This is a genomic window from Sinorhizobium sp. CB7, from assembly GCF_041357635.1.
Lineage (GTDB): Bacteria > Pseudomonadota > Alphaproteobacteria > Rhizobiales > Rhizobiaceae > Rhizobium.
In genome coordinates, this window is record NZ_JAULLL010000013.1 from 138,267 (window position 1) to 163,502 (window position 25,236).

General features: G+C 60.3%; 25 protein-coding genes. 13 read left to right on the plus strand and 12 right to left on the minus strand.

What is annotated here, in order from left to right; genetic code table 11:
• Window positions 1-5: 5 nt before the first annotated feature.
• The 6 genes from infB to AAE029_RS24075 all read left to right on the plus strand — a co-directional run bounded on the left by infB (window position 6) and on the right by AAE029_RS24075 (window position 8,211).
• Complete coding sequence (infB, locus tag AAE029_RS24050) at window positions 6-2,756, plus strand: translation initiation factor IF-2 (protein WP_371075421.1); 2,751 nt, start codon at window positions 6-8, stop codon at window positions 2,754-2,756.
• Window positions 2,757-2,831: 75 nt separating this feature from the next.
• Window positions 2,832-3,242 carry a 30S ribosome-binding factor RbfA gene (gene rbfA, locus AAE029_RS24055; protein WP_371075422.1) on the plus strand — a complete coding sequence of 137 codons (411 nt, stop codon included), beginning with the start codon at window positions 2,832-2,834 and terminating at the stop codon, window positions 3,240-3,242.
• 13 nt (window positions 3,243-3,255) lie between these two features.
• The gene (truB, locus tag AAE029_RS24060) at window positions 3,256-4,188 is read left to right on the plus strand and encodes a tRNA pseudouridine(55) synthase TruB (RefSeq protein ID WP_371075423.1); all 933 of its coding nucleotides are present in this window, start codon (window positions 3,256-3,258) and stop codon (window positions 4,186-4,188) included.
• Window positions 4,189-4,359: 171 nt separating this feature from the next.
• Window positions 4,360-4,629 carry a 30S ribosomal protein S15 gene (gene rpsO / locus AAE029_RS24065; protein WP_371075424.1) on the plus strand — a complete coding sequence of 90 codons (270 nt, stop codon included), beginning with the start codon at window positions 4,360-4,362 and terminating at the stop codon, window positions 4,627-4,629.
• A gap of 350 nt (window positions 4,630-4,979) precedes the next feature.
• The gene (gene pnp / locus AAE029_RS24070) at window positions 4,980-7,118 is read left to right on the plus strand and encodes a polyribonucleotide nucleotidyltransferase (RefSeq protein ID WP_371075425.1); all 2,139 of its coding nucleotides are present in this window, start codon (window positions 4,980-4,982) and stop codon (window positions 7,116-7,118) included.
• Window positions 7,119-7,194: 76 nt separating this feature from the next.
• Window positions 7,195-8,211 carry a class I SAM-dependent methyltransferase gene (locus AAE029_RS24075; protein ID WP_371075426.1) on the plus strand — a complete coding sequence of 339 codons (1,017 nt, stop codon included), beginning with the start codon at window positions 7,195-7,197 and terminating at the stop codon, window positions 8,209-8,211.
• 47 nt (window positions 8,212-8,258) lie between these two features.
• Here AAE029_RS24075 and fabI read toward each other — a convergent pair whose 3' ends face one another.
• Genes fabI through fabA form a run of 3 tightly spaced genes read right to left on the minus strand, consistent with a single transcriptional unit; the run spans window position 8,259 to window position 10,871 of the window.
• On the minus strand, window positions 8,259-9,065 hold the full coding sequence (fabI, locus tag AAE029_RS24080; protein WP_371075427.1) for an enoyl-ACP reductase FabI: 807 nt from the start codon (window positions 9,063-9,065) through the stop codon (window positions 8,259-8,261).
• Between the two features lie 4 nt (window positions 9,066-9,069).
• Window positions 9,070-10,299: a beta-ketoacyl-ACP synthase I gene (gene fabB, locus AAE029_RS24085; RefSeq protein WP_371075428.1), complete on the minus strand. Its 1,230-nt coding sequence runs from the start codon at window positions 10,297-10,299 to the stop codon at window positions 9,070-9,072.
• 56 nt (window positions 10,300-10,355) lie between these two features.
• A complete protein-coding gene (gene fabA, locus AAE029_RS24090; RefSeq protein WP_371075429.1) occupies window positions 10,356-10,871 on the minus strand; it encodes a 3-hydroxyacyl-[acyl-carrier-protein] dehydratase FabA in 516 nt (171 codons plus the stop codon).
• A 307-nt stretch (window positions 10,872-11,178) separates the two neighbouring features.
• On the opposite strand from fabA, the gene irrA reads away from it, so the two are divergent.
• Window positions 11,179-11,595, plus strand: a complete 417-nt coding sequence (irrA, locus tag AAE029_RS24095) for an iron response transcriptional regulator IrrA (RefSeq protein ID WP_371075430.1) — start codon at window positions 11,179-11,181, stop codon at window positions 11,593-11,595.
• Between the two features lie 13 nt (window positions 11,596-11,608).
• Here irrA and AAE029_RS24100 read toward each other — a convergent pair whose 3' ends face one another.
• Window positions 11,609-12,244, minus strand: coding sequence for a trimeric intracellular cation channel family protein (locus tag AAE029_RS24100; RefSeq protein WP_371075480.1), 636 nt, complete (start codon window positions 12,242-12,244; stop codon window positions 11,609-11,611).
• Between the two features lie 127 nt (window positions 12,245-12,371).
• On the opposite strand from AAE029_RS24100, the gene AAE029_RS24105 reads away from it, so the two are divergent.
• Window positions 12,372-12,845: a hypothetical protein gene (locus AAE029_RS24105; RefSeq protein WP_371075431.1), complete on the plus strand. Its 474-nt coding sequence runs from the start codon at window positions 12,372-12,374 to the stop codon at window positions 12,843-12,845.
• Between the two features lie 131 nt (window positions 12,846-12,976).
• Here the strand turns inward: AAE029_RS24105 and AAE029_RS24110 are convergent, their stop codons facing one another.
• From AAE029_RS24110 to AAE029_RS24120, 3 genes are all read right to left on the minus strand, one after another.
• Complete coding sequence (locus tag AAE029_RS24110) at window positions 12,977-13,765, minus strand: YdcF family protein (RefSeq protein WP_371075432.1); 789 nt, start codon at window positions 13,763-13,765, stop codon at window positions 12,977-12,979.
• 183 nt (window positions 13,766-13,948) lie between these two features.
• Window positions 13,949-14,680, minus strand: coding sequence for a YoaK family protein (locus AAE029_RS24115; protein ID WP_371075433.1), 732 nt, complete (start codon window positions 14,678-14,680; stop codon window positions 13,949-13,951).
• A 114-nt stretch (window positions 14,681-14,794) separates the two neighbouring features.
• Window positions 14,795-15,838: an alpha/beta hydrolase gene (locus AAE029_RS24120; RefSeq protein ID WP_371075434.1), complete on the minus strand. Its 1,044-nt coding sequence runs from the start codon at window positions 15,836-15,838 to the stop codon at window positions 14,795-14,797.
• Window positions 15,839-16,103: 265 nt separating this feature from the next.
• Here AAE029_RS24120 and AAE029_RS24125 point away from each other — a divergent pair, with 265 nt between their 5' ends.
• Complete coding sequence (locus AAE029_RS24125; protein WP_371075435.1) at window positions 16,104-16,874, plus strand: 2-keto-4-pentenoate hydratase; 771 nt, start codon at window positions 16,104-16,106, stop codon at window positions 16,872-16,874.
• A gap of 31 nt (window positions 16,875-16,905) precedes the next feature.
• On the opposite strand, the gene AAE029_RS24130 is transcribed toward AAE029_RS24125, so the two are convergent.
• Complete coding sequence (locus tag AAE029_RS24130; RefSeq protein ID WP_371075436.1) at window positions 16,906-17,898, minus strand: magnesium transporter CorA family protein; 993 nt, start codon at window positions 17,896-17,898, stop codon at window positions 16,906-16,908.
• 491 nt (window positions 17,899-18,389) lie between these two features.
• Here AAE029_RS24130 and kdpF point away from each other — a divergent pair, with 491 nt between their 5' ends.
• Entirely contained in the window at window positions 18,390-18,479 is a 90-nt protein-coding gene (gene kdpF, locus AAE029_RS24135; protein WP_371075437.1) for a K(+)-transporting ATPase subunit F, read from the plus strand.
• Window positions 18,480-18,521: 42 nt separating this feature from the next.
• On the opposite strand, the gene AAE029_RS24140 is transcribed toward kdpF, so the two are convergent.
• Both AAE029_RS24140 and AAE029_RS24145 read right to left on the minus strand, forming a co-directional pair.
• Complete coding sequence (locus tag AAE029_RS24140) at window positions 18,522-19,724, minus strand: NAD-dependent formate dehydrogenase (protein WP_371075438.1); 1,203 nt, start codon at window positions 19,722-19,724, stop codon at window positions 18,522-18,524.
• A gap of 184 nt (window positions 19,725-19,908) precedes the next feature.
• Window positions 19,909-20,145 (minus strand): hypothetical protein, encoded by a 237-nt coding sequence (locus AAE029_RS24145; RefSeq protein ID WP_371075439.1) that lies wholly within the window; start codon window positions 20,143-20,145, stop codon window positions 19,909-19,911.
• Between AAE029_RS24145 and AAE029_RS24150 the strand changes: the two genes are divergently transcribed.
• From AAE029_RS24150 to AAE029_RS24160, 3 genes are all read left to right on the plus strand, one after another.
• Window positions 20,144-21,157, plus strand: coding sequence for an ABC transporter substrate-binding protein (locus tag AAE029_RS24150; protein WP_371075440.1), 1,014 nt, complete (start codon window positions 20,144-20,146; stop codon window positions 21,155-21,157). The two genes, AAE029_RS24145 and AAE029_RS24150, sit on opposite strands and share 2 nt — an antisense overlap.
• A 99-nt stretch (window positions 21,158-21,256) precedes the next feature.
• Window positions 21,257-22,075, plus strand: coding sequence for an ABC transporter ATP-binding protein (locus AAE029_RS24155; protein WP_371075441.1), 819 nt, complete (start codon window positions 21,257-21,259; stop codon window positions 22,073-22,075).
• A gap of 16 nt (window positions 22,076-22,091) precedes the next feature.
• Window positions 22,092-22,973: an ABC transporter permease gene (locus AAE029_RS24160; RefSeq protein ID WP_371075442.1), complete on the plus strand. Its 882-nt coding sequence runs from the start codon at window positions 22,092-22,094 to the stop codon at window positions 22,971-22,973.
• A 54-nt stretch (window positions 22,974-23,027) separates the two neighbouring features.
• Here AAE029_RS24160 and AAE029_RS24165 read toward each other — a convergent pair whose 3' ends face one another.
• Together AAE029_RS24165 and AAE029_RS24170 are read right to left on the minus strand one after the other, a co-directional pair.
• The gene (locus AAE029_RS24165) at window positions 23,028-24,413 is read right to left on the minus strand and encodes a sensor histidine kinase (protein WP_371075481.1); all 1,386 of its coding nucleotides are present in this window, start codon (window positions 24,411-24,413) and stop codon (window positions 23,028-23,030) included.
• Between the two features lie 10 nt (window positions 24,414-24,423).
• The gene (locus AAE029_RS24170; protein ID WP_371075443.1) at window positions 24,424-25,098 is read right to left on the minus strand and encodes a response regulator; all 675 of its coding nucleotides are present in this window, start codon (window positions 25,096-25,098) and stop codon (window positions 24,424-24,426) included.
• Between the last annotated feature and the right edge of the window lie 138 nt (window positions 25,099-25,236).

A 25,236-nucleotide genomic window follows, 5' to 3' on the forward strand; every position in this document is an offset into this window, starting at 1 on the left:
ACGGAATGACCGATAGTAAAGACGACAAGACACTCGGTGTAACGGGCAAGAAAACCCTAACGCTCAAACCCTCCGGGATGAGCCAGGGTACCGTTCGCCAGGATATGGGTCGCGGTCGCACCAAGGCGGTCGTCGTCGAGACCCGCAAACGGCGGCCGATGCGCCCAGAGGACGAAAAACCGGCAGTCACGGCTCCCGTGACCCCGGCGCCGCGTGCGGCAGAGCCGGCAGCGGTTCAGCCTCGGGCGCCGCAGGCACCGGCGCCGCGCATTCACCAGCCGGGCAACCAGCAGAACCAGTATCGCCCGCAACAGGTATCGCAGCCGCCACGTCAGGACCGGCCTCGTCCCGTTGTGCTGAATGAACTCTCGCCGGGCGAAATGGATGCTCGCCGACGTGCACTCGCCGAGGCCCAGGCGCGCGATGCCGCCGATGCGGCGCGACGCGTCGAGGAAGAAGCCCGCCGCAGGGTGGAAGAGGAAGCACGTCAGGCTGCAGAGCGCGAAGAAGCCGCTCGCCGGGCGGCAGAAGAGGCCGCGCGTGCACTGGAGCCCGCCGACGCAAAGGCGGAACCGGCCCGCGTGGCCGCCGTTGCGGAAGCAAGGGTCGAAGCCCCGGCGGCTTCGCCGGCTCCTGCACCAGCGCCAGTCGTCACACGCCGGCCCGACGCCGCGCCACAGACGGCCCGCCCCGCGCCAGGACCTGCGACCGCGGAACTCCCGATCAATCGTGCCCGACGTGTCGCCGAGAGCGACGAAGAAGATGATCGCGGCCCTGCGCGCAGCAGCGGTCCGGCACGCGGCAAGCTCGTGCGTCCCGAACCGGCAAAGCCGACCCGCACCAAGACCGACGACGAACGTCGCCGCGGCAAGCTGACGGTGACGACGGCCGATGTCGACGACGACGGTGGAAATACGCGCGGTCGTTCGCTGTCGGCCATCCGCCGTCGCCAGGAAAAATTCCGCCGCAGCCAGATGCAGGAAACGCGCGAGAAGATTTCGCGTGAAGTGGTCCTGCCGGAAACCATTACCATCCAGGAACTGTCGCAGCGCATGTCTGAACGCGCCGTCGACGTCATCAAGTTCCTGATGAAGGAAGGCCAGATGATGAAGCCGGGCGACGTGATCGACGCCGACCTGGCCGAGCTCATCGCCGGCGAATTCGGCCACACCGTCAAGCGTGTTTCCGAATCCGACGTCGAACTGGGTATCTTCAATGTCGCCGACGAGACCGGCGAACTGGTTCCGCGACCGCCGGTCGTGACCATCATGGGTCACGTCGACCACGGCAAGACCTCGCTGCTCGACGCCATCCGTCATGCGAACGTCGTCGCCGGCGAGGCCGGTGGCATCACGCAGCATATCGGTGCGTATCAGGTGGAGCAGAACGGCCAGAAGATCACCTTCATCGACACCCCCGGCCACGCCGCCTTCACGGCGATGCGCGCCCGCGGCGCTCAGGCGACGGATATCGCCGTACTGGTGGTTGCGGCTGACGACAGCGTGATGCCGCAGACGATTGAATCAATCAACCATGCCAAGGCGGCCGGCGTGCCGATCATCGTGGCGATCAACAAGATCGACAAGCCGACCGCCAATCCGCAGAAGGTTCGCACGGAACTGCTGCAGCATGAGGTTTTCGTCGAGTCGATGGGCGGTGAAGTGCTTGACGTGGAAGTCTCCGCGAAGAACGGCACCAATCTCGACAAGCTGCTCGAGGCGATCCTGCTGCAGGCGGAAATCCTTGACCTGAAGGCCAATCCGAACCGCACGGCGGAGGGCACCGTCATCGAAGCCCAGCTCGACCGCGGCCGTGGTTCGGTCGCGACCGTTCTTGTGCAAAAGGGTACGCTGCGTCCGGGTCAGATCATCGTTGCCGGCGACCAATGGGGTCGTGTGCGTGCACTCGTCAACGACAAGGGCGAGCACGTAAAGGAAGCAGGCCCCGCGACGCCGGTCGAGGTTCTCGGCCTTTCCGGCACGCCACAGGCCGGTGACAAGTTCGCCGTGGTCGAAAATGAAAGCCGCGCCCGCGAAATCTCGGAATACCGCCAGCGGCTCGCCCGCGACAAGGCTGCCGCCCGTCAGTCGGGCCAGCGCGGCTCGCTCGAGCAGATGATGACGCAGTTGCAGAGCTCCGGTGTGAAGGAGTTCCCGCTGGTCATCAAGGGCGACGTTCAGGGTTCGATCGAAGCGATCGCCGGTGCGCTCGAAAAGCTCGGCACGGACGAGGTTCGGGCCCGCGTCGTTCATTCGGGCGTCGGCGGCGTGACCGAATCCGATATCTCGCTTGCGGAGGCCTCGGATGCCGCGATCATCGGCTTCAACGTCCGCGCGAATGCGCAGGCACGCAGCCTGGCGGAACGCCAGGGCATCGAGATCCGCTACTACAACATCATCTACGACCTCGTGGACGATGTGAAGGCAGCGATGTCGGGCCTGCTGTCTCCGGAACGGCGCGAAACCTTCCTTGGCAATGCCGAAATCCTCGAGGTGTTCAACATCACGAAGGTCGGCAAGGTGGCAGGCTGCCGTGTCACCGAAGGCAAGGTCGAGCGTGGTGTCGGCGTCCGCCTCATCCGCGACAACGTCGTCATCCACGAAGGCAAGCTCAAGACGCTCAAGCGCTTCAAGGACGAGGTCTCGGAAGTCTTTTCGGGCCAGGAATGCGGCATGGCCTTCGAGAACTACGAAGACATCCGTCAGGGCGACACGATCGAGTGCTTCCGCGTCGAGCATGTGACGCGCACGCTCTGATCGAGCTGATCTAGGAACTTAGGACGGGCGCCGGAACATTGGGTCCGGCGCTCGATCCGTTTGGGACATACGAAAATGGCAACAAGACCAACTTCATCCGCGCCCTCGCAACGCATGCTGCGCGTCGGCGAGCAGGTGCGAGCCGCCATCACGCAGGTTCTCCAGCGCGGCGAAGTGCGCGACGACCTGCTTGAGAAAACCGTGATTTCGATCTCCGAGGTGCGCATGTCGCCGGACCTCAAGATCGCGACGGCGTTCGTGACGCCGCTTGGTATCGCCGATCACACGACCGTCATCGAAGCGTTGAACCGCAATGCGAAATTCATTCGCGGCCGGCTCGGGCCGCAACTCAGGCAGATGAAGTACATGCCGGAGATACGCTTCCGCGATGACACCAGCTTCGACAATTACCAGAAAATCGATGCCTTGCTGCGTTCGCCCGAGGTCCAGCGCGATCTCGACGACGGCAACGACGAAGACCGATAACAGAAGAGACTTGATGTCCAAACCACGCAAACCCAAGGGCCGCCCGGTTTCCGGCTGGCTGATCCTCGACAAGCCGGTGGATTTCGGCTCGACAGAAGCCGTTTCCAAGATCAAGTGGCTGTTCAAAGCGCAGAAGGCGGGTCATGCCGGCACGCTCGATCCGCTCGCCTCGGGTATGCTGCCGATCGCGCTCGGCGATGCGACGAAAACCGTTCCTTACGTGATGGACGGGCGGAAGATCTACGAATTCACGGTCACGTGGGGCGAGGAACGCGCGACGGACGACCTCGAAGGCGAAGTCACCCAGGTCTCGGAAAAGCGTCCGACTGAACAGCAAATCCGCTATCTCCTGCCGAAATACACCGGCGTGATCAGCCAGGTTCCGCCGCAATATTCTGCGATCAAGATCGCCGGCGAGCGCGCCTATGATTTGGCGCGCGATGGCGAAGCGGTCGAAATTCCCTCCCGAGAGGTGGAGATCTTCCGGCTGACGCTGCTCGCCTGCCCGGACGCGAACACGGCGCATTTCGAAGTCGAATGCGGCAAAGGCACCTATGTGCGGGCGCTTGCCCGCGATTTCGGTCGCGAGCTCGGCTGCTGCGGCCATATTTCCGGGCTGCGCCGGACATTCGTCGCTCCCTTCGCCGAGGAGATGATGGTGCCGCTTGGCAAGCTTCTCGAAATCGGAGAGATCGACAACATGGAAGAGCGGCTTGCCGCACTCGACGCACTGCTGATCGATACCAGCCAGGCGCTCTCCGCACTTCCCCATCTTGTCATCACGGATGATCAGGCGCACCGCCTGAAGATGGGCAATCCCATACTCGTTCGGGGCCGGGAAGCTCTCGTTGCCGAAAGAGAAGCCTATGCGACGGCCCGCGGCAAGCTGATTGCGATCGGTGAAATCGGTCAGGGCGAGTTCCGCCCTAAGCGCGTCTTCGTCTGAAAGGCCGATTCCGCGTGGAAAAGGCGTATCGGTGACGCCTCTTCCCTTTGTGCCCCGAATGGTTTATAGGCTGCGCCAGCATTGGGCAGGGCCTGAATGCATTCACGGCCAAGGCTGGACGACATCCCGGCTTGTGGCGACCATCCTCCTCTTGAAAAGAAAGGACTTCCGATGTCGATTACTGCAGAGCGCAAGGCTGCGCTGATCAAGGAATATGCAACGGCTCAGGGCGACACCGGTTCTCCGGAAGTTCAGGTTGCTCTTCTGACCGAACGCATCAACAACCTCACCGAGCACTTCAAGGACCACAAGAAGGACAACCACTCTCGCCGTGGCCTGCTGAAGCTCGTTTCCAGCCGCCGCTCGCTTCTTGACTACCTCAAGAAGAAGGACGAAGCCCGCTATTCGAAGCTGATTTCCAGCCTGGGTATTCGCCGCTAAGAAATTTCCGGCGGGCACTCCCTTGGAGGCCCGCCGGATTGTTTTCGGGGCTATCGCTCCGTGGAAATGTCTCTGTCACGCCTCTTCCTTTCTCGCGTGACCGGACGAACGGCAGACCGGATGGGCCGGCTCTGCCAACACCAACCGCTGACCTGTCATGGGGCAGGATTGCCGGATGCTTTCGGGTCAAGGCACGCTTTGACCCGGCTCTTCGAGGTTCGGAGCGAACCGGAGCCAAGCGCAGGAAAGCTTCCCGTTGTCTTGCCCATGATGTGTCACATTGCTTGCGGTTGACTGTGCGCTGCGGTCGAATCGACTTCGGCGCGCACTCCCGCATTGAAGGACAAGACATGTTCGATATTCATACCGTGGAAATCGAGTGGGCCGGCCGCCCGTTGAAGCTCGAAACCGGCAAAATGGCCCGCCAGGCCGACGGTGCCGTCGTTGCGACTTACGGCGAAACCGTCGTGCTCGCAACCGTCGTCTCGGCCAAGGCCCCGAAGCCCGGTCAGGATTTCTTTCCGCTGACCGTCAACTACCAGGAAAAGACCTACGCCGCCGGCAAGATCCCCGGCGGCTACTTCAAGCGCGAAGGCCGTCCGAGCGAGAACGAGACCCTCGTTTCCCGCCTGATCGATCGCCCGATCCGTCCCCTCTTCCCGGAAGGCTACAAGAACGACACCCAGGTCGTCGTCACGGTTCTCCAGCACGATCTGGAGAACGATCCGGATATCCTGTCGATGATTGCGACCTCCGCTGCGCTGACGCTCTCCGGCATCCCCTTCATGGGCCCGGTCGGCGGCGCCCGCGTCGGCTACATCAACGGCGAATACGTGCTCAATCCGCATCTCGACGAGATGGATGAATCGAGCCTCGACCTCGTCGTCGCCGGCACGCAGGAAGCCGTTCTCATGGTCGAATCCGAAGCCAAGGAACTGGCGGAAGACGTCATGCTCGGCGCCGTCATGTTCGGCCATCGCGGCTTCCAGCCGGTGATCGACGCGATCATCAAGCTCGCGGAAGTCGCCGCCAAGGAGCCGCGCGAATTCGAGCCTGAAGATTTCTCCGCTCTCGAGACCGAAATGCTCGGCCTTTTCGAGGCCGAGCTGCGCGACGCCTACAAGATCACCCAGAAGGCTGATCGCTACGCTGCAGTCGACGCCGTCAAGGAGAAGGTCAAGGCGCATTTCCTTCCCGAAGAAGGCGAAGCGAAGTATACCGCCGAGGAAATCGCCGGTGTCTTCAAGCACCTGCAGGCGAAGATCGTCCGCTGGAATATTCTCGACACCAAGAGCCGTATCGACGGCCGTGATCTCGAGACCGTCCGCCCGATCGTCGCGGAAGTCGGCGTTCTGCCGCGCACGCACGGTTCCGCGCTGTTTACGCGCGGCGAAACCCAGGCTCTCGTGGTCGCCACCCTCGGCACCGGCGAAGACGAGCAGTACGTCGATTCCTTGACCGGCATGTACAAGGAAAACTTCATGCTGCACTACAACTTCCCGCCCTTCTCGGTCGGTGAAACCGGTCGCATGGGTTCTCCTGGTCGCCGCGAAATCGGCCATGGCAAGCTCGCATGGCGCGCCATCCACCCGATGCTGCCGACGGAAGAACAGTTCCCCTACACGCTGCGCGTCGTTTCCGAAATCACCGAATCCAACGGTTCGTCCTCGATGGCGACCGTCTGCGGCTCCTCGCTCGCCCTGATGGATGCCGGTGTGCCCCTGCCGCGCCCGGTCGCGGGCATTGCCATGGGCCTCATCAAGGAAGATGACCGCTTCGCCGTGCTCTCCGACATTCTCGGCGACGAGGATCATCTTGGCGACATGGACTTCAAGGTGGCCGGTACCGAAAAGGGCGTCACCTCGCTGCAGATGGACATCAAGATCGAAGGTATCACCGAAGAGATCATGGACATCGCGCTGCGCCAGGCAAAGGGCGGCCGCCTGCATATCCTCGGCGAAATGGCCAAGGCGATCACGGAGAGCCGCGGCCAGCTCGGCGAATTCGCGCCGCGCATCGAAGTCATGAACATTCCGGTCGACAAGATTCGCGACGTCATCGGCTCCGGCGGCAAGATCATCCGCGAGATCGTCGAAAAGACGGGCGCGAAGATCAACATCGAGGATGACGGCACCGTCAAGATCGCCTCCTCCTCGGCCAAGGAAATCGAAGCGGCCCGCAAGTGGATCCACTCGATCGTCGCCGAGCCTGAAGTCGGTCAGATCTATGAGGGCACGGTCGTCAAGACCGCCGATTTCGGTGCCTTCGTCAACTTCTTTGGCGCACGCGACGGCCTCGTGCATATCTCGCAGCTCGCTTCCGAGCGTGTCGCCAAGACGACCGATGTCGTCAAGGAAGGCGATAAGGTCTGGGTCAAGCTGCTCGGCTTTGATGAGCGTGGCAAGGTTCGCCTCTCGATGAAGGTTGTCGACCAGGCGACGGGCCAGGAAATCCCGAACGAGAAGAAGAAGGAAGAAGCGGCCGAATAAGCCGCCCCATTCCTCCATTCAATGGGCGCGGAGGTTCTTCCGCGCCCTTTTTGTATCCGATGACGAGACGTGACCCATGAGCCGTGAGACGCTGAAGACCCTGTTCCACCCCTTTGCCAGCGGCACCATCGAGACGCCGGGTGAGGGCGAACGCGTACTATTCCTCGGTGCCGAGGCCGGCTTCGCACTGCCGGAAGGTTTTTCAGCCGCTCTCGATGCCGTGCAAGGCTTTCGCCCGGTCTACAGGCAGCTCCTGGCGCAGCGGATCGAGGCAAAGCCCGAGATCGAAGGTGAAGATTATGATGCCGCCCTCATCCTCTGCACGAAGCACAAGGGCGAGAACGAGGCGAACATCGCGGCAGCACTCGGCCGAGTGAAGGTGGGCGGCCTGATCCTGGTTGCCGGCGGCAAGGAGGATGGCATTCAGCCGCTGCGCAAGCGCGTCGAAGGCTTCGGCCTCGATGTCGAGCATATGCCGAAGTATCACGGCGTCGTCTTCTGGTTTGCACGACCGGTAGACGCCCGCGAATTCGTGTCAAAACTTGCGAAAACGCAGGTACGCGTCGACGAACGCTTTGTCGCTTCCGCCGGCATGTTCTCGCATGATCGCATCGACCCCGGATCACAACTGCTCGCCTCGCGCCTGCCGACGGATTTTACCGGCGATGCCGCCGATTTCGGCGCGGGCTGGGGCTATCTTTCAGTGGAACTGGGAACGAAGTCGCCGCGCCTCGAGCGCATCGACCTCTATGAGGCCAACCACGCCTCTCTGGAGGCTGCGAAGATCAATCTGGCAAAAAACTGCCCGGACCTGGCCACCCGCTTCTTCTGGCACGATCTGGCGAACGAGCCCGTGAAGGAGCGCTACGACCTCATCATCATGAACCCGCCCTTCCATGAGGGCCATGCGGCCGAGCCGTCGATCGGGCAGGCAATGATCAAGACAGCCGCCACCGCGCTGAGGGGCGGCGGGCGCCTGATGCTCGTCGCCAACCGCGGCCTGCCCTACGAGCAGGTTCTGGCGGGGCATTTCAAGGAGCACGGCGAAACCTGCCGCAATGCCCGCTTCAAGGTGCTTTGGGCAAGAAAATAAAAAAGCGGCCGAGGGTGGCCGCTTTTCATGTCGGAAATTACTGAGAATTACTCCACGTCCGCCTTTCGGAGAGTTTCGAGCGTCGGCATGGACGTGATGTTGTAGCCGGCATCGACGAAGTGGATTTCCCCCGTGACACCCTGGGAGAGATCGGAGAGCAGATAGAGCGCCGAGCTGCCAACGTGATCGATCGTCACGGTTTTGCGGAGCGGGGCATTGCGCTGGTTCCACGAGAGGATTGCGCGTGCATCAGAAATTCCGGCGCCGGCGAGCGTGCGGATAGGGCCTGCCGAGATCGCATTGACGCGGATGCCGCGCGGGCCGTAGTCGGCGGCAAGATAACGCACCGAGGCTTCGAGCGCGGCCTTTGCCACGCCCATGACGTTATAGTTCGGGATGACACGGGTGGAGCCGTTATAGGTCAGCGTCAGCATGGTGCCGCCCTCTTCCATGAGCGGCGCGCAGCGCTTGGCGATCTCCGTGAAGGAGAAGCAGGAAATGACCATGGTGCGGCTGAAATTCTCGCGCGTGGTATCCGCGTACAGGCCCTTCAGCTCGTTCTTGTCAGAAAAGCCGATCGCGTGCACGATGAAATCGAGCTTGCCCCAGCGCTCCTTGATTGCGTCGACGACTGCATCGACGGATGCGATATCCTCGACATCGCAGGGCAAAAGAAATTCTGAGCCGACCTCGGATGCAAGCGGCTTCACACGCTTGCCAAGCGCCTCGCCCTGATAGGTGAAAGCCAATTCCGCACCTTGGGCTGCCAGCGCTTTGGAAATTCCCCAGGCTATGGAATGGTTGTTTGCGACGCCCATGATGAGGCCGCGCTTACCCTGCATGATTAGCGTCATGTTGTTATCCGTTATAGCGCTGGAAGACGAGCGTGGCGTTCGTACCGCCGAAGCCGAAGGAGTTGGAGAGGGCAATGTCGATCTTGGCGTTGTCGATGCGGCTTCGAACGATCGGAACGCCTTCGAATTCGGGATCGAGATCGGTGATATGCGCGCTTTCGCCGACGAACCGCTCCTGCATCATCAGGATGGAATAGATCGATTCCTGGACGCCGGCCGCACCGAGCGAATGGCCCGTCAGGGATTTCGTCGACTGGATATGCGGGGCCTTGTCACCGAAGACTTCACGAATCGCACCGATTTCCTTGCTGTCGCCCACCGGTGTGGATGTGCCATGCGTATTGATGTAGTCGACATCGCCCTTGACGGTCGCAAGCGCCTGGCGCATGCAGCGCACCGCGCCTTCGCCCGACGGAGCGACCATGTCGTAGCCGTCCGATGTGGCACCATAGCCGACGATCTCGGCATAGATCTTGGCGCCGCGAGCCTTGGCATGTTCCAGTTCTTCGAGGACGAGCACGCCTGCGCCGCCGGCGATGACGAAACCATCCCGGTTGGCGTCATAGGCACGTGAAGCGCTTGCGGGCGTCTCATTGAACTTCGAGGACATGGCGCCCATGGCGTCGAAGAGGTTGGACATGGACCAATCGAGGTCCTCATGACCGCCGGCAAACATGAGATCTTGCTTGCCCCACTGGATCATTTCGGCGGCATTGCCGATGCAATGGGCCGAGGTCGAGCAGGCCGAGGAAATCGAGTAGTTGACGCCGTGGATCTTGAACCAGGTGGCAAGCGTGGCGGATGCGGTCGAGGACATCGCCTTCGGAACAGCGAAGGGGCCGATACGCTTCGGGCTGTTGTTCTTCTCCGTGATCTCGGCTGCCTCGACGATCGTACGAGTGGAAGGGCCGCCCGAGCCCATGATGATGCCGGTGCGCTCGTTGGTGATGTCGGCTTCTTCCAGACCCGAATCGGCAATCGCCTGCTTCATTGCCACGTGATTCCAGGCACCACCCTGCGAGAGGAAACGCATGGCGCGCCGATCGACCAATTCGGCAAGGCGCTCCGCATCGAGCTTCGGCTTGCCCCAGACTTGGCACTTGAAGCCATGGCTGGCGAAATCTTCCGAGAAGGAAATGCCGGATTTGGCTTCGCGGAGCGAGGCGGTGACTTCAGAGGCATCGTTCCCGATCGAGGAAACAATACCCAGACCCGTGACAACTACCCGTCTCATATATTGACCTTTTCTCTGTTATCCCTGCAGCATTTCGAGCACACTGTGCCTAGCGATCACGCGGCCTTTTCCTGGAACAGGCCGACCCGCAGATCGCTTGCCTTGTAGATTTCCTCCCCATCCGCCTTCATCCAGCCGTCGGCAATGCCGAGCACCAGTCGCCCGCGCATGACGCGCTTGAAGTCTATCCCATACTCCACGAGCCTGGTCTTCGGCGTCACCATGCCTGTGAACTTGACTTCACCGGTCGAAATCGCGCGGCCCTTGCCGGGCTCGCCCAACCAGCCGAGGAAGAAGCCAGTCAACTGCCACATGGCATCCAGTCCAAGGCAGCCAGGCATGACGGGATCTCCCAGGAAGTGGCACGGAAAGAACCAGAGGTCGGGCGTGATATCGAATTCCGCGCGAATGAAACCCTTGCCATGCGGTCCACCATCTTCGGAAATCTGAGTGATACGGTTGAACATCAGCATGGGGGGCAGCGGAAGCTGCGCATTTCCCGGGCCGAACAGTTCGCCGCGACCGCAGCTCAAGATTTCCTCGTAGGTGAAGCTGGATTGTTTCGTGGTCATAAAAATTCCATTTCCCCCGCACTATGCCGATGGATGTGAACGTTTAGTCCAAGATCGGGAGAAAATGAAGCATAAGCATGATGGCTTCAATTTTGCTCGCCCGTGATCGCCTGACTGTACGCCGCTATGTGGTGGTCGCATACAGGAAGGCCAAGGGCACTGCCAGAGGTAAATGGCGCAAAAGCCCGATTTTGCGGCGTTTTCGCGCCCATTGTCCCCATTGAAACTATTGAAAGCAATTCGTGCAAAAGTTATATGGCTTATAAACATGATTGTTTGACTATGGAAAAGTCAGGAGTTCGTCCGGATGGCAGTTGAAGCCACGATCCCTATCGAAGCGAGGCTGCGCGGTGCTGGTCTTCGACCGACCCGTCAGCGCGTCGCGCTGGGCGATCTTCTCTTTGCCAAGGGCGACCGCCATCTGACGGTCGAGGAATTGCACGAGGAAGCGGTCAATGCGGGCGTGCCGGTTTCGCTTGCGACTGTCTACAATACCTTGCATCAATTCACTGAGGCTGGGCTCATTCGGGTTCTGGCGGTGGAAAGTGCGAAGACCTACTTCGACACCAATGTTTCCGACCATCATCACTTTTTCGTCGAAGGCGAAAACGAAGTACTGGACATTCCGGTGAGCAATATCTCCATCGGCAATCTCCCCGAGCCGCCGGAGGGCATGGAAATCTCCCATGTCGACGTGGTGATCCGGCTGCGCGCCAAGCGCTGATCTCAGCCTTTCCTCACAGGACATCATCCGGATGGCGGCCGGGCCTATGCTTGTAGGTCGGAAAGGTCCAGCCGAACCATAGTGCACCGCCGCGAACGGCAAAGGCAGCAATGGCTCCAAAGGCGGAAGAAGCGTAGAGCGGCAGCCCGATGCCATGGGCGGCGGTGAAAACGCCGGCGCCGACGAGAGCGGCTGTGACATAGATTTCCGGCCGCAGCAGCACCGAAGGCTCATTCGCCAAAAGATCGCGAAGAATGCCGCCGCAGGTGGCCGTCAGCGTGCCGGTCACGATGGCGATGGTCGGCGAGCCGGTGGCCGCAATGCCTTTTGCGGCTCCCATCACACAATAGGCCGCAAGACCAACCGCATCCAGCCAGATGAGCAGGCGATAGCGCGATTCGAGCAGATGCGCCGTAAAGAAGGCGATGACACCCATGGCGCAGCAGATCACGATATAGGTCGGATTCAGCACCCAGAAGACGGGCACACGGCCAAGCACGATATCGCGCAAAGTCCCCCCGCCGATGCCTGTGACGACTGCAAGGAAAAGGAAGCCGATCGCATCGAGTTGCTTGCGCGATGCGGCCAGTGCGCCGGTGGCCGCAAAAAGCGCCACGCCAACATAATCAAGATAGGCAAGCAGAGACATGTGAGAGTCCGGAAGCTGGCGGAACAGAATTATCTCGCGCGAATGGATCACGGCGACAAGGGCGGCGCAAGGAGAGGCCGGCATAATCCTCTGCCGTGATCCTTTACCGAGCCAAAAGAGGAAAGCCGTGAGAGCGCTTCTGATCCCAGTTCTGAACATCGTCGCGTTGCTGATCGCTCCGACCGCGTCGCTCGCGCAGCAATCGCTGATTTCCGATCCTGAGATCTATGAGAAGAAGCACTTCCAGGAACAATGCACCCAGGCGGAGTTCGGGGATGGTTTCGTCATTCGTCAGGACATCAACAATGACGGCCTAGTCGACGCGGTCGTCAACGAGGGCGAATTGACCTGTGATGGCAAAAAGGGCCCGCAGTGCAACGACGACGGCTGCACCTATAATTTCTACCTGCAGGTCGCCGAAGGCGGCTATTTCATGATCGCGACGGCACAGACCTACGGTTATGACTTCGTCAAGCGTTTCGGCAACATGGTGCTGGTGATGAAGATGCACCCGCGCTTCTGCGACCGCACGGACAGCAATCCCTGCCAGATGACGGTGCGGGTGCGCGGCACGAAATTCGTGACCATCTCGAGGAAGTAGTTGCCTACCCAGCCGCTGCCTAGAGCGGGATGCCGAAAAGTATGTGCGGTTTTCGGGCGACATCCCGCTCTAACTTTTTGATGTAGAGACGGATTCAGATTTCAGATCGATTCGACCTGAAATCTCCGGCTCTAGCGTGGATAGAGTTCCGACGTACGGCCAGCGAAGTAATAGCCGACGAGACCCATCCATTCGCGAATAGCCGTCGCCATATGCTGCGCATTCAGGGAGGGCTGCGTGAAATCCAGACCAAGGCGAACCTTGCCAGTCGTGCGATAGTCCGTTGGCCACGGGGTCACGGGAATGTCGAGCTTGCGGAAGATGCCTATCGAACGCGGCATGTGATAGCCGGACGTAATCAGCAGGCAGTTCGAAAGCCCGTTCCTTGCCAATAGCTCCTTCGTGTTGACCGCATTCTCAAACGTCGTGCGCGATTGCGCCTCCTCGACGAGGCGTTCACGGCCGATGCCAAAAATCGGAAAGAACCGCTTCGCGATATCTCCATCCCCCTCGTACCCGCCGGTAATGGACCCGTCACCACCGGAGACGAGAATCCGGGCATCGGGGAATTTCCGCGCCAGCCTCAAGGCCTCGACAAAACGGTCGCCTCCGGCACTCATCTCGATGCCTCCGCGGGTCGTCGTGACTTCGGTTTCGAATGCGCCGCCGAGAACGATCATGCATTGCAGCTCCGGCGGGTCGCCCGCCGGCCGCGGAAATCGCTCCTCAAGGTCCTGAAGCAGATAGGGGCCGACGGTCGTATAGAGCGTCAGGAAAAGCACCAGAGCCGAAGCGGAGGAGGCAAGCAGGCCCAAGACCCGCCAGCGGACAATGATCGCGATGATGGCCAGGATGACCAGAATGAAGGCAAGGGACAGCGGTTGGCCAATGATCCAAACGAGCTTTGAAAACAGAAACAAGCAAATTCTCCCGATGAGGCTATAGCCGGGCTTCCTAGAGCGATTCAGCTTTCTATCGAATCGCTGAACCGCTCTTCTAACTTTTTGTTTTTACGCAATTCCGAACGGAAAACCGCTTCGCACTTTTCGTGGAATTGCTCTAGCAGATACAGGACAAAGGCCTGTGATGGATTGCGATGAATTTCATCGGCGGTTCGTTGCACCCTGCCGAGGCGGCCGTTGTGGGGCGAAACGGTGGCCGAAACGATGCTGTAACGGGCGGGGAATGAGCATGGTCGCAAGGGCGATGCACAGCGCAAAGAGCGCGACGAGCCAGAGGGCGTGCGCACCGGCAAGCCGCGTCAGCACCGCGCCGGTGACGGCGCCGCAGAGCATGCCGGCCCAGGGCACGATCTGGATCATCCAATCGAGACTACGCTCGCCGATGATCCAGCGCCCGATACCGCGGCCAAAACGGGAGAGCGCGCCGGTGACATAGGTGAGGCCGATCGGCAGGCCTTCGATATGCTCCACCGCGGCGTTGACCATCCCCATCGCCATGACGACCAGATAGAACCGGGGCAAGAGAAATGCCGGTTCGGGCAGCGCCGATGCAAGCGCAAGAAGCAGGCTGACACAGCCCAGCACTGTGAAGACGCGTCGCTGCGACAGATGCGCCACCACGACACCCAACGCATTACCAGCTATGAATATCGCTATCGCGCTCAGGAGGACAGCCGCCGGCCCGAGATTGCCTTCGCCGAGCGCAAGTGCTGCGCGCGTGGTATTCCCAGTCATGAAGGAGACGAAATTGCCGGTCAGCATCAGGCCTGAGGCATCCGTCATTCCGGCGATGAAGGAAATCGATCCGACGAGCACCAGCCCGGTCGTGGTTCGTCGGCTTTTGATGATGCGGCGGCGTCTCTCTCTCGTCATGGATAGGTTCCAGATTCGGCATCGGGCATGCTACGGCGAATCGCTGGGCTCTGGAATGGGACAAAGGGACTCATCTGGAAACCGGCTAAACCTGATCGCTGAGCCTCTTGGAGATCACTGCTCCGCAAAATGGAAATGGCTGTCGGCGAAAGCGGCGGCGCTGTCGTTCGACCGCCGTGCATCGCGCAGCCAGAATTGAAACAATTGCCACTGGTGGATCATTCCCGGCCAGACCTCGAGCGTGACGGGGACGTCGGCCAGCGTGGCCTTGCGGGCCAAGCGGATGCTATCATCGAGCAAGGTCTCTCTGGACCCTACCTGGATGAGCAAGGGGGGAAATCCCTTAAGATCCGCATAGAGCGGAGACACCGCAGGATCCGTCGGCGAGCGAACACCTAGATATGTCTTGCTGACCAGTTCCAAATGGTCCTTACCGATCAGCGGATCGCGTTCGGCGTTGTCGGCCATGGAGGCTCCTGTCACAGCAAGATCGGTCACGGGACTCATGACAACAACGGAGGAGGGAAGCGGTCCCTTTACCTGCATCTGGCGCAGCGTCGCCTCGATTGCGAGATTTCCGCCAACGGATTCTCCGACAATCGCGATATTTTCGCTCTCATAGCCCGACTCGAGCAGCCACCGATAGGCCGTCAGCGTGTCGTCGACCTGAGCGGGGTACATGTGTTCCGGCATCAATCGATAATCGATCAGCAGCACCTCGGCCGACGCTGCCTTTGCCAGGGCTGCGGCAATGTTACGGTGCGTGCGGAGCGACCCGCTGTAGAACCCACCGCCGTGAACATAGAGGATCACCCTCTTTCCCAGCGTATAATGGAGCCGAGCCGGCAGGAAGAGATCGGCAGCTACTCCGTCGGCATCCACATGCTTGATCTGCACGCGCGTCGGCTCGGGCGTCGACGCCATGAATTTCTCGAAGGCTGCGCGCCTTTCGAGAAGGCTATGGGCGCCGCCATAGGTGTTATGCCATAGCCCGATAAGCTTTTCGACCTGCTCAGCAGATGTCTTGCCGGCGAATGACCGATCCAGCGCCTCGTCCGCCGACGCTGTGGACGCGGCCGATAGCCCAAGCCCCACGGCCAGCAGCAGACCGGCAAGCAATCGCCGCAAAGAATTCGGACTGGGCAGCACATTCGGCATCGGTGGTACTTCCGGAGATCTTCATCGCTTCGGCGCTCGCGCTGTCATTTCTACGGTGCTCGGCTTCGGCGATCAAGCGGTAGCCCTTACGCAAACCACCATTTCCCCTGGCGGTCTTGGGGCGGTTCATTGCGGATCCGAAATAATGGCTCCGCCATTATGAGATTTTGATATTTCGCCCATGCCGCCGGAATGGAACACCTATCCAAACCCACATAGATACGATCCGACACCACTCTTGGATTTTCCACTTCAGGAGGTCGAATTGTATTTTGAACTCATCGACTCGACAGCCGAGACATTGGCAAAGAGCCGCAAACGCGAAACGTCCTGCGATCTCGCACTCGATAGGATATCCTCAGGCTCCGAAGCGCTCGAGATACAAACCGCCGCGCTCGACGCCCTCGGTTTCGAGCGCAATGGCTACACGGTCGTAGGCAGCAGCGAAGCCAGCCGCCGCATGCTCCGCCTTACCAATCCGGTCTATTCCTCCGTCCCGAGCAACAGCTACTATACCAGCCGCTCGGAATTGCGGCTTCCTCCCGGCATGATCGGCGCTCAGTGCGAATTGGCATTCACAATGCTGAGGCGGTTTCCCGATGAAGGCGAGGACATCACCTTTGATAACGCAGCACTTGCCGTCCTGGGTTGCCAGCCGGCGCTCGGGCTGCTTGGGCGTCGCACGAAGCGGGCATATGGAGGCGATTTCGCCGCAACGGCCGATTTCGGGTTTCACGTCGCAACGGTCTGCGGATCCTACGCCGACGTCAGAGACTTCAGGGGCCTGGATGAAGTCGAGGTCAATGCATTCCTGTTCAAGCGGACGGTCGTCAGCGGATCGGCGACCTGTATCTTCGGGCACCCGCTCGAGGCCATTGTGTGGCTTGCCAAGAAGCTTGCCGGTGACGGCCGCCAGCTTCACGCCGGAGAGATCGTTACCACCGGTTCCTGCACGACCATTCTGGAAGTTATGCCCGGCCAGCATCTGGCGGCCGAATTCGGGCGTCTCGGGCAGGTGGAATGCTTCTTTGCGTGAGTGCCTTCTTCGGAAGGCTGCAAGCGGCCGATCAGAGCCAGCCGCGCCTTTTGAAATACAGGAACGGCAAAATCGCCGAGAGGATCATCAGCCCGATCGCCAACGGATAGCCGAGGCTCAAATGCAGTTCGGGCATGAACTCGAAGTTCATACCGTAGATGGAAGCGACAAGGGTCGGCGGCAGGAACACGACCGCCGCGACGGAGAATATCTTGATGATCTGGTTCTGCTCGAGGTTGATCAGGCCCAGCGTGGCGTCAAGGAGAAAGTTGATCTTGCTGGCCAGGAAGGTTGCATGCTCGCCAAGCGAAGCAGCATCTCGCTGAATGAGCTTGATGCGCTGGCGCGCTTCCTTCGATAATTTGCGGTCTCCACTCTCAAGAGCGGCGTGATAGGCGACGAGGCGCGAGATGCTGACGAGGCTTTCCCGCACCATCGTCAGAGAGTCGCCTTTCCGGCCGATCTGTTCGATAAGCGACTGCAGGTTTCGGGTTTTCTTGGTGGCTTTGTCGATCTTGCTGCGGAAGACTTCGCGCGAGATCCCGTCGATTTCGTTTCCGAGACGCTCAAGCGCTTCGGCCATGCGGTCGATCAGCGCTTCGATCAGGCCGGTCATCAATATCTCACCGCTCGCACACGACACCCCGCTGCCGTTTGCGCGCTGCGCCCGTGACAGGAACATGTCGAACGGCTTCGGTTCCGCGTATCGCACCGTCACGAGAGTTGGTCCCTTCAGTATGAAAGTGATGGCAGTCTTGACCGGAGAATCGCCATCCAGGTTGGTGAGGGCAGTCATGGTCATGAACTCGGCGCCGTTCTCCTGGTAAAGCCGTGCGGAGAGTTCGATATCTTCCATTTCGTCGCGGGTCGGAATGGAAATGCCCAGCTGACGCTCGACCGTCTTATCTTCCTCCTGAGTCGGGTTTATCAGGTCATACCAGACGGGGACGACGGTCACTTCCGGATTGGGATCGGGCGGGACGGCTGCCAGATGGTCGGCATCGTGCCAAAAGGTGCGCAGCATAGGCTCTCCTGAAAGACCATTGGCCTGTCCGGAGCACCGACCAAAGGATCAGATCACCGGAACAGCGGTCGGAATGACGTCGAACTTCGACTGTCGGGGTTCATCTCGGTTTCCTCTGGGTCGATGACAGAAATGAGTGTCATCGACGCCCCGATGCGCCTAAGCGGACGGGATGTCAAGTGCGTTCTTGTGCTCAGGCAAGATGGGCGGTGACACCATGTTCGTCGTCGGGCAGGCTGTGTTTGTATTCGTACAGCTGCGCATCCTCCACGGCCCCCGCGGACTTATGCCGCCTTATTTCTTTCGCGCCGCACACACATCGAATTTTTATAGGAGAAGAACTACATTCAACCAGAAATGGCATATGTCGAGAGGAAGACAATTATGATGGATCTCGTCGTTCTAGGTATAGTGGTGATCTTCTTTTCGTTGGCTCTCGCCTATGTCGTGGCCTGTGACCACCTCTAAAGAGAGCCGGAGGAAAGCAAATCATGTCTCTCGACTACGTGCTTGGCGCAATCGTCACTCTTTTCCTCGTAATATATCTCGTATACGCGCTGGTTCGACCAGAGCGTTTCTGACGTTAGAGGGCGCGGACCTATTGCCCGCGCCCCTTGAGGCAGTCACGTACGCTTGAATTTCGCGGCCTCTTCGGAGCCGGCGGTCGCATTGCCTGCGCTATAGGAATGCGCTCCCGTGCCGGCAAGCTTGCCACCATCGACGATCAGGTATTCGTCGCGGATCGGTCGCCCCTCGAAGAAGCATTCGAGGATCTCGCGCGTGCCGGCGGCATAGCGCGCTTGCGCCGACAGAGAGGTCCCGGAAATATGCGGCGTCATCCCGTGATGCGGCATGGTTCGCCAGGGATGGTCCTTCGGTGCCGGCTGCGGGAACCAGACGTCACCGGCATAGCCTGCGAGCTGCCCGTTTTCGAGCGCGCGAGCAACGGCGTCGCGGTCGCAGATCTTGCCACGGGCCGTGTTCACCAGATAGGCGCCCCGCTTCATCTTCGACAGCAGCTTGTCGTTGAAGAGGCCCTCGGTTTCAGGATGCAGCGGCACGTTGATCGTCACGACGTCGCAGACCTTGACCATATCCTCGACGGTCGGATGCCAGGTGACGTTCAGCTCCTTCTCGATGGCCTCAGGCAGGCGGTGGCGGTCGAAATAATGGAGATGCATGTCGAATGGTTTCAGCCTCCTCAGCACGGCGAGACCGATACGCCCCGCCGCGACAGTGCCGACATGCATGCCTTCGACGTCATAGGAGCGGGCAGCGCAGTCGGCTATATTCCAGCCGCCTTTGACGACCCATTGGTAGGACGGAATGTAGTTCCGCACCAACCCGAGAATCATCATGACGACGTGCTCCGACACGCTGATCGAGTTGGAGTAGGTCACTTCCGCAACAGTCATGCCGCGATCGATTGCAGCCTGCAGATCGACATGGTCGGAGCCGATGCCTGCGGTCACCACGAGCTTCAGTTTCGGTGCCTTGGCGATACGCTCGGCAGTGAGATAGGCCGGCCAGAAAGGCTGCGAGATGACGACATCCGCATCGACCAACTCTCGTTCGAAGACCGAGTCCGGTCTGTCCTTGTCGGAGGTGACGATCAATGTATGACCGTTCGCCTCCAGGTACTTCCGCAGGCCAAGTTCGCCGGAAACGCTTCCGAGCAGGACACCGGGCCGAAAGTCGATTGCCTTCGGCGTCGGCAATGTCTGCCCATCGGGATATCGCTCCAATTTTGGCAGGTCGCCACGGGCGTAGGCGGTCGGATAGCCGTCGACCGGATCATCGTAGAGAACGCAGACTACTTTTGCCATATTCGTTTCCTCCCTTTAGGCAGCAGGAAACATCGCTGGAAATACGTTGGTCGCATCGCCGCTGTCGAGGTTCTGTTTTGGCAGAGGTTGGCTGAGGTCAGGCTGCCCTGAACGATGTCAGCCGCCGATGTTTCCCAAGCTGCATCCCGTTTCGGCGGGATAACGTTTCTATGCGGGAATTGTCTCACAGCCCGTGCTGACGGGCAAATGAAAGGTTTGCCAATTGATGGACACTGTCATGCCGCACGCTTTCTGCAATTGCACGATGTCGGGCAGTTTTCTGCGCTTTCGATTCAGATTCTCCCCGCTGAAAGCTGACTGAAAGGTTGCAGCCATTACGTTCGCCCAGCATCGTGGAGGAAGCAGGCGTCAGTCTGACAATAAGAAGCGATGCGACGAAACAGATCAGGAGGAATTCCATGCGCTCGTCACGCGCTCTTTTTCACACCGTAGCCCTTTCCGCCGTCATGATCGCCACGTCGCTGGCTGCGACTGCCGCCCATGCTGCAGACAAGATCACCATCATGGTCGGCGGCTACGAGAAACAGATTTACCTGCCCGCCAAACTTGCCGAATCGCTCGGTTACTTCAAGGAGGAAGGGCTTGACGTCGAGCTCCTGAACGAGGCCGCCGGCGTCGATGCCGAAAACCAGCTTCTCGCCGGCGCCGTTCAGGGTGTCGTTGGCTTCTACGACCACTGTGTCGACCTGCAGGCCAAGGGCAAATTCGTCGAATCCATCGTTCAATTCAGCCAGGCGCCCGGCGAAGTGGAGATGGTTTCGACCAAATACCCCGACATCAAGTCGCCGGCCGATTTCAAGGGCAAGAACCTCGGCGTTACCGGGCTCGGCTCCTCGACCAACTTCCTGACACTCTACATGGCGTCCAAGGCCGGTTTGCAGCCGGGTGACGTCGTCACCATTCCGGTCGGTGCGGGCGCGACTTTCATCGCCGCCATGCAGCAGGATCAGATCCAGGCCGGCATGACCACCGAGCCGACGATCTCACGCATGCTGAAAACCAAGGAAGCAGCCGTTCTCGTCGACATGCGTACTGTCGAAGCGACCCGTGCCGCGCTCGGCGGCACCTACCCGGCCGCTTCGCTTTATATGGAAACCTCCTGGGTCGACGATCACAAGGAAGAAGCCCAGAAGCTTGCCAACGCCTTCGTCAAGACTTTGCGTTTCATCAACACGCATTCGGCTGCCGAGATCGCCGATAAGATGCCGAAGGATTTCTATGTCGGCGACAAGGATGGCTACGTCGCGGCCCTGGAACAGGGCAAGGGCATGTTCACGACGGACGGCGTGATGCCTGAAGATGGCCCGAAGACCGTGCTTGCCGTGCTCTCGGAGTTCTCCAAGAACGTCAAAGGCAAACAGATCGATCTCTCCAAGACCTACACGACGGAATTCGTGAAAAACGTCAAGTAAGCGCTCCTGCGCTCCGCTTCCGGCGTGACCGGAAGCGGCTCCGATCGATCTTGGGCCTTGCGTGCACGCCCGCTCAAAAGCACGCGTCAGGTTATCACCATGCAACAGGATAAGAGCCGGGAACCGGCGATTGAACTGATCAATGTCAGCCGCCGGTTCGTCTCGCCGACCGGAAAGTCGCTGACGGCACTTCGTGATTTCAACATGTCGGTTGCGCGCGGCGAATTCGTCGCCGTCGTCGGCCCGACCGGCTGCGGCAAGTCTACGACCCTCAATCTTGTCACCGGCCTTGCGCGCCCAAGCGCCGGTGAGGTCCGCCTGATGGGCGGACCCGTCAACGGCATCGATCCGCGCGTCGGCTTCGTCTTCCAGACGGATGCGCTGTTTCCATGGAAGAACGTCATCGACAATGTCATGTCCGGACCCCTCTTCCGCGGCATATCAAGGGCCGAAGCGGAAAAGAACGCCAAGGATTGGCTGGCTCGCGTCGGCCTTTCCAAGTTCCTCCATCACTATCCGCACCAGCTCTCCGGCGGCATGCGCAAGCGCGTTTCGCTGGCGCAGACCTTCATCAATGAGCCGGAAATCCTGCTGATGGACGAGCCCTTCTCGGCGCTCGACGTGCAGACCCGCACCGTCATGCATGAGGAGCTCCTGAAGCTCTGGGCCGAGCGCAAGGCATCGGTGGTTTTCGTGACCCACGACCTCGAAGAAGCCGTGGCACTGGCCGACAAGGTCTATGTGCTGACCGCCGGTCCGGCGACGGTGAAGTCGGTCTATGCCATCGATCTGCCAAGGCCGCGGGTCGTTTCGGAAATCCGCTACGAGCAGAGCTTCATCGATTATTGCAAGACGATCTGGGACGATCTCCGCCAGGAGGTCGAGACCAGCTACCGCCGCGCCAGCGAAGCAGCGTGAGGGAGGAGATCAGATCATGGCACATGTAACTCTCGAGGCCGGATCGGCCCCTCTGTTTCGCCCCGGCACCTCGGATGCGGAAATCGAAGCCGCGGCTCTGAAGGCGATCAGCAGGCGCAAGAATATGGTGCTCTTCTGGCAGATCGCCATTCTCGTCATCATCATCGGCATGTGGGAGCTTTCCTCCAACATGCTATGGATCGACCCATTCTTCTATTCGAGCCCGAGCGCCATCGCTCAGCGTCTCTACGAATGGGCAACGCAAGGTACGACGGAAGGCTCGCTCTGGTACAATCTGTGGGTCACCATGGAAGAGGCGCTGATCGGATTCTTCGCCGGCTCCATCACCGGCGTGCTGGTCGGCATCGGACTTGGCCGCAACAGATTCCTGTCCGATATCTTCTCGGTCTATATCAAGGCAATCAACTCGATCCCGCGCGTCGTGCTGGCACCGATCTTCATCATGATCATGGGTCTCGGCCTGCCCTCCAAGGTGGCGCTTGCCTTCATCATGGTGTTCTTCGTCGTTTTCGCCAACGCCTTTCAGGGTGTACGCGAGGCTGACCGCAACATGATCGCCAATGCCCGCATCCTCGGCGCCTCCAACTGGCAGGTGACGCGCACCGTCATCATCCCGTCGGCGATGAGCTGGATCTTCGCGAGCCTCCACGTCTCATTCGGCTTTGCCATCATTGGGGCGATCGTCGGTGAATTCGTCGGCGCCCGCTTCGGCATCGGTCAGTTGATCTCCATCGCTAAAGGCACCTTCGACGCCGCCGGCATGTATGCCGCCATCATCCTGGTCATGATCGTGACGCTGGCTGCCGAATATATCATGACGGTCATCGAGAATCGCCTCGCCAAATGGCGGCCGCAGCAGCACATGGACGTGCAGTAAGTCCCGGTTGACCAAAAGGGAACCTCCATAGGCCGAGCACCCTGCTCGGCCTTTTTATATCGCGGGCAGGCGCACCGTCACCAGCAGCCCGCCACCAGTCGCTTCGCTCAAGACAACCGTACCGCCGGCGCCGTCCACGACCTCACGAACTATGGCCAGTCCGAGGCCGCTGCCTTCCGGCTCCGTGCCCATGATGCGATAGAAGCGCTCGAGCACCTGGCTGCGCTCGTTTTCGGGAATGCCGGGACCATTGTCCTCCACCTTGATCACGGCAACATCTTCTTCCTGGGCAACGCTGACGGTGACCGTGCCGCCCGCCTGGATATAGCGAAGGGCGTTGTCGACGAGATTGACCAGCATTTCGCGCAGCATGGTGCCATCGCCTTCGACGAAAACCGGCGTTTCCACTTCCAGCCCGAGATCGATATTGCGTCTCAGGGCCTCCTCTGCCTGATTTTCCAGTACCTGACGGGCGGCCAAGGTCAGATCGATCGTATCGCCGCGCGGCCGACGGCTGCCGGGCTCGGCGCGAGAAAGCGTGAGAAGCTGGCTTGCGAGGCGGGTCACCTGCCGCGTGCTGGTGCGCAGCGCCTGCAGCGCCTCGTCCCGCCGGTCCGTATCGTTCTCGCGTGCGGCAACACTCGCCTGCGTCGATATGAGCGCCAACGGCGTGCGAAGCTGATGCGCGGCGTTCGCGACGAACCGCCGCTGTGCCGCCATCTGATTCTGCACCCGCGCCATATGATCGTTCAGTGCGTGGACCAGTGGCTGAAGCTCTGTCTGCACCATCTTCGGCGGCAGCGGATCCAGCCGGTCGCGGCCTCGCTCACGAACGGCATCCCGCAGCCGCAGCACCGGCGCCAGTCCGCGCTGCAGCCCAAGGATCGTCACCAATCCGGCAAGAAGGACGAGCACGAGCTGCTTGGTGAAATCGGAAAGCCAGAGACGATTGCGCATGGCGTATTGGCTATTATGCGTAACCGCGACGGTGACGGAAATATAGCCATCATCCTTCAAACCGACGACGGGCTGATTCAGCATCATGATACGCACGCCCTCCCCGCGAAAATGGCTATCCTCGCCGACCCGCTGAGCTCTTGGTTGCGGCATGTCGGGAAAACCAGCCGCGAGGTTGCCCCAGGCGGTAACGACTTGATAGAAGACGCGGTCTCCGTAACCGGTATCGAACATTTCGAGCGCGGCCGGCGGAATTTCAGCCTCAATGGTACCGCCGGCATCGACCCGGACGGCCTCGGCGATAACCCGCGCCGATGCCAGCAACGTGTGGTCGGTGACGAGAGCGGCTGTCGCGTCGGCCGACCGGAAGCTCACATAGAGATTGACGCAGATCGCCCCGATCAGCGTCAGCAGAACCCACGCGAGCAACTGGAGGCGCAGGCTCCCACCGACCTGCATGATTGCACGCCTGATCCTCTCCATCGGTCCGACATCACGGCTGTTGGGCATGGCGCAGCAAATAGCCGAGGCCACGCAGCGTTGCGATTTGCACTGAGCTGCCTTCGAGCTTCTTGCGGACGCGATGCACGTAGATCTCTATGGCACTGGGATCGACCACGTCATCGAAACCGAACACACTCTCGGACAACGCCGCCTTTGTCACCGTCGTGCCGACCTTCATGACGAGGTGCTCGAGAACGGCATGCTCGCGCGGCGTCAATGCGAGCATCTCCCCCGAAAGGAAAAATTGCCGCGTGCCGCCATCGAATCGCAGGTCGCCAACCGCGATCTCCGGTGCGGCATGGTCATGACCACGCCGGACGACGGCGCGGATACGTGCCTCCAGCTCGGCGATCTCGAAAGGCTTGGCGAGATAATCATCGGCGCCACCGTCGAGACCGGCGACGCGACCATCGAGGCTCGCATTCGCCGTCAGGATAATGACCGGCACCTTGTTGCCCGTCCGGCGCAGCCGTTTCAGGAGCGTCAATCCATCCATCTTCGGAATCGACAAATCAAGGATGACGGCGGCATAGCCCGCGACCTTGAGGGAATGCTCGGCGTCCTCGCCATCGTGAACCACATCGACCGCATACTGCGCCTGACGCAGCGCCTTCGCCAGCCAGGCGGCAAGTTCACGATTGTCTTCGACGATGAGAATTCTCATGACGCAGCTATATTACATCTGCCGGCTCTGGCGAAGCATTCGTTGGGGAGTCGCCATCCGTTGCCAGGCTCACGCGGGCCGGCCGGCAAATACTGATGGTCCATGTATCATGCAACGATACATTCTTGTTGACTTCTG

Coding starts and splice junctions, on each gene's coding strand:
- irrA (WP_371075430.1), top strand. CDS start 11,179: ATGGCAGTTGAAGCCACGATCCCTATCGAAGCGAGGCTGCGCGGTGCT.
- AAE029_RS24140 (WP_371075438.1), bottom strand. CDS start 19,724: ATGGCAAAAGTAGTCTGCGTTCTCTACGATGATCCGGTCGACGGCTAT.
- AAE029_RS24165 (WP_371075481.1), bottom strand. CDS start 24,413: ATGGAGAGGATCAGGCGTGCAATCATGCAGGTCGGTGGGAGCCTGCGC.
- AAE029_RS24075 (WP_371075426.1), top strand. CDS start 7,195: ATGAGCCGTGAGACGCTGAAGACCCTGTTCCACCCCTTTGCCAGCGGC.
- AAE029_RS24170 (WP_371075443.1), bottom strand. CDS start 25,098: ATGAGAATTCTCATCGTCGAAGACAATCGTGAACTTGCCGCCTGGCTG.
- AAE029_RS24150 (WP_371075440.1), top strand. CDS start 20,144: ATGCGCTCGTCACGCGCTCTTTTTCACACCGTAGCCCTTTCCGCCGTC.
- infB (WP_371075421.1), top strand. CDS start 6: ATGACCGATAGTAAAGACGACAAGACACTCGGTGTAACGGGCAAGAAA.
- AAE029_RS24130 (WP_371075436.1), bottom strand. CDS start 17,898: ATGCTGCGCACCTTTTGGCACGATGCCGACCATCTGGCAGCCGTCCCG.
- AAE029_RS24145 (WP_371075439.1), bottom strand. CDS start 20,145: ATGGAATTCCTCCTGATCTGTTTCGTCGCATCGCTTCTTATTGTCAGA.
- fabA (WP_371075429.1), bottom strand. CDS start 10,871: ATGACCACGAAACAATCCAGCTTCACCTACGAGGAAATCTTGAGCTGC.
- fabI (WP_371075427.1), bottom strand. CDS start 9,065: ATGACGCTAATCATGCAGGGTAAGCGCGGCCTCATCATGGGCGTCGCA.
- rbfA (WP_371075422.1), top strand. CDS start 2,832: ATGGCAACAAGACCAACTTCATCCGCGCCCTCGCAACGCATGCTGCGC.
- fabB (WP_371075428.1), bottom strand. CDS start 10,299: ATGAGACGGGTAGTTGTCACGGGTCTGGGTATTGTTTCCTCGATCGGG.
- kdpF (WP_371075437.1), top strand. CDS start 18,390: ATGTCTCTCGACTACGTGCTTGGCGCAATCGTCACTCTTTTCCTCGTA.
- AAE029_RS24160 (WP_371075442.1), top strand. CDS start 22,092: ATGGCACATGTAACTCTCGAGGCCGGATCGGCCCCTCTGTTTCGCCCC.
- truB (WP_371075423.1), top strand. CDS start 3,256: ATGTCCAAACCACGCAAACCCAAGGGCCGCCCGGTTTCCGGCTGGCTG.
- rpsO (WP_371075424.1), top strand. CDS start 4,360: ATGTCGATTACTGCAGAGCGCAAGGCTGCGCTGATCAAGGAATATGCA.
- AAE029_RS24155 (WP_371075441.1), top strand. CDS start 21,257: ATGCAACAGGATAAGAGCCGGGAACCGGCGATTGAACTGATCAATGTC.
- AAE029_RS24120 (WP_371075434.1), bottom strand. CDS start 15,838: ATGCCGAATGTGCTGCCCAGTCCGAATTCTTTGCGGCGATTGCTTGCC.
- AAE029_RS24115 (WP_371075433.1), bottom strand. CDS start 14,680: ATGACGAGAGAGAGACGCCGCCGCATCATCAAAAGCCGACGAACCACG.
- pnp (WP_371075425.1), top strand. CDS start 4,980: ATGTTCGATATTCATACCGTGGAAATCGAGTGGGCCGGCCGCCCGTTG.
- AAE029_RS24100 (WP_371075480.1), bottom strand. CDS start 12,244: ATGTCTCTGCTTGCCTATCTTGATTATGTTGGCGTGGCGCTTTTTGCG.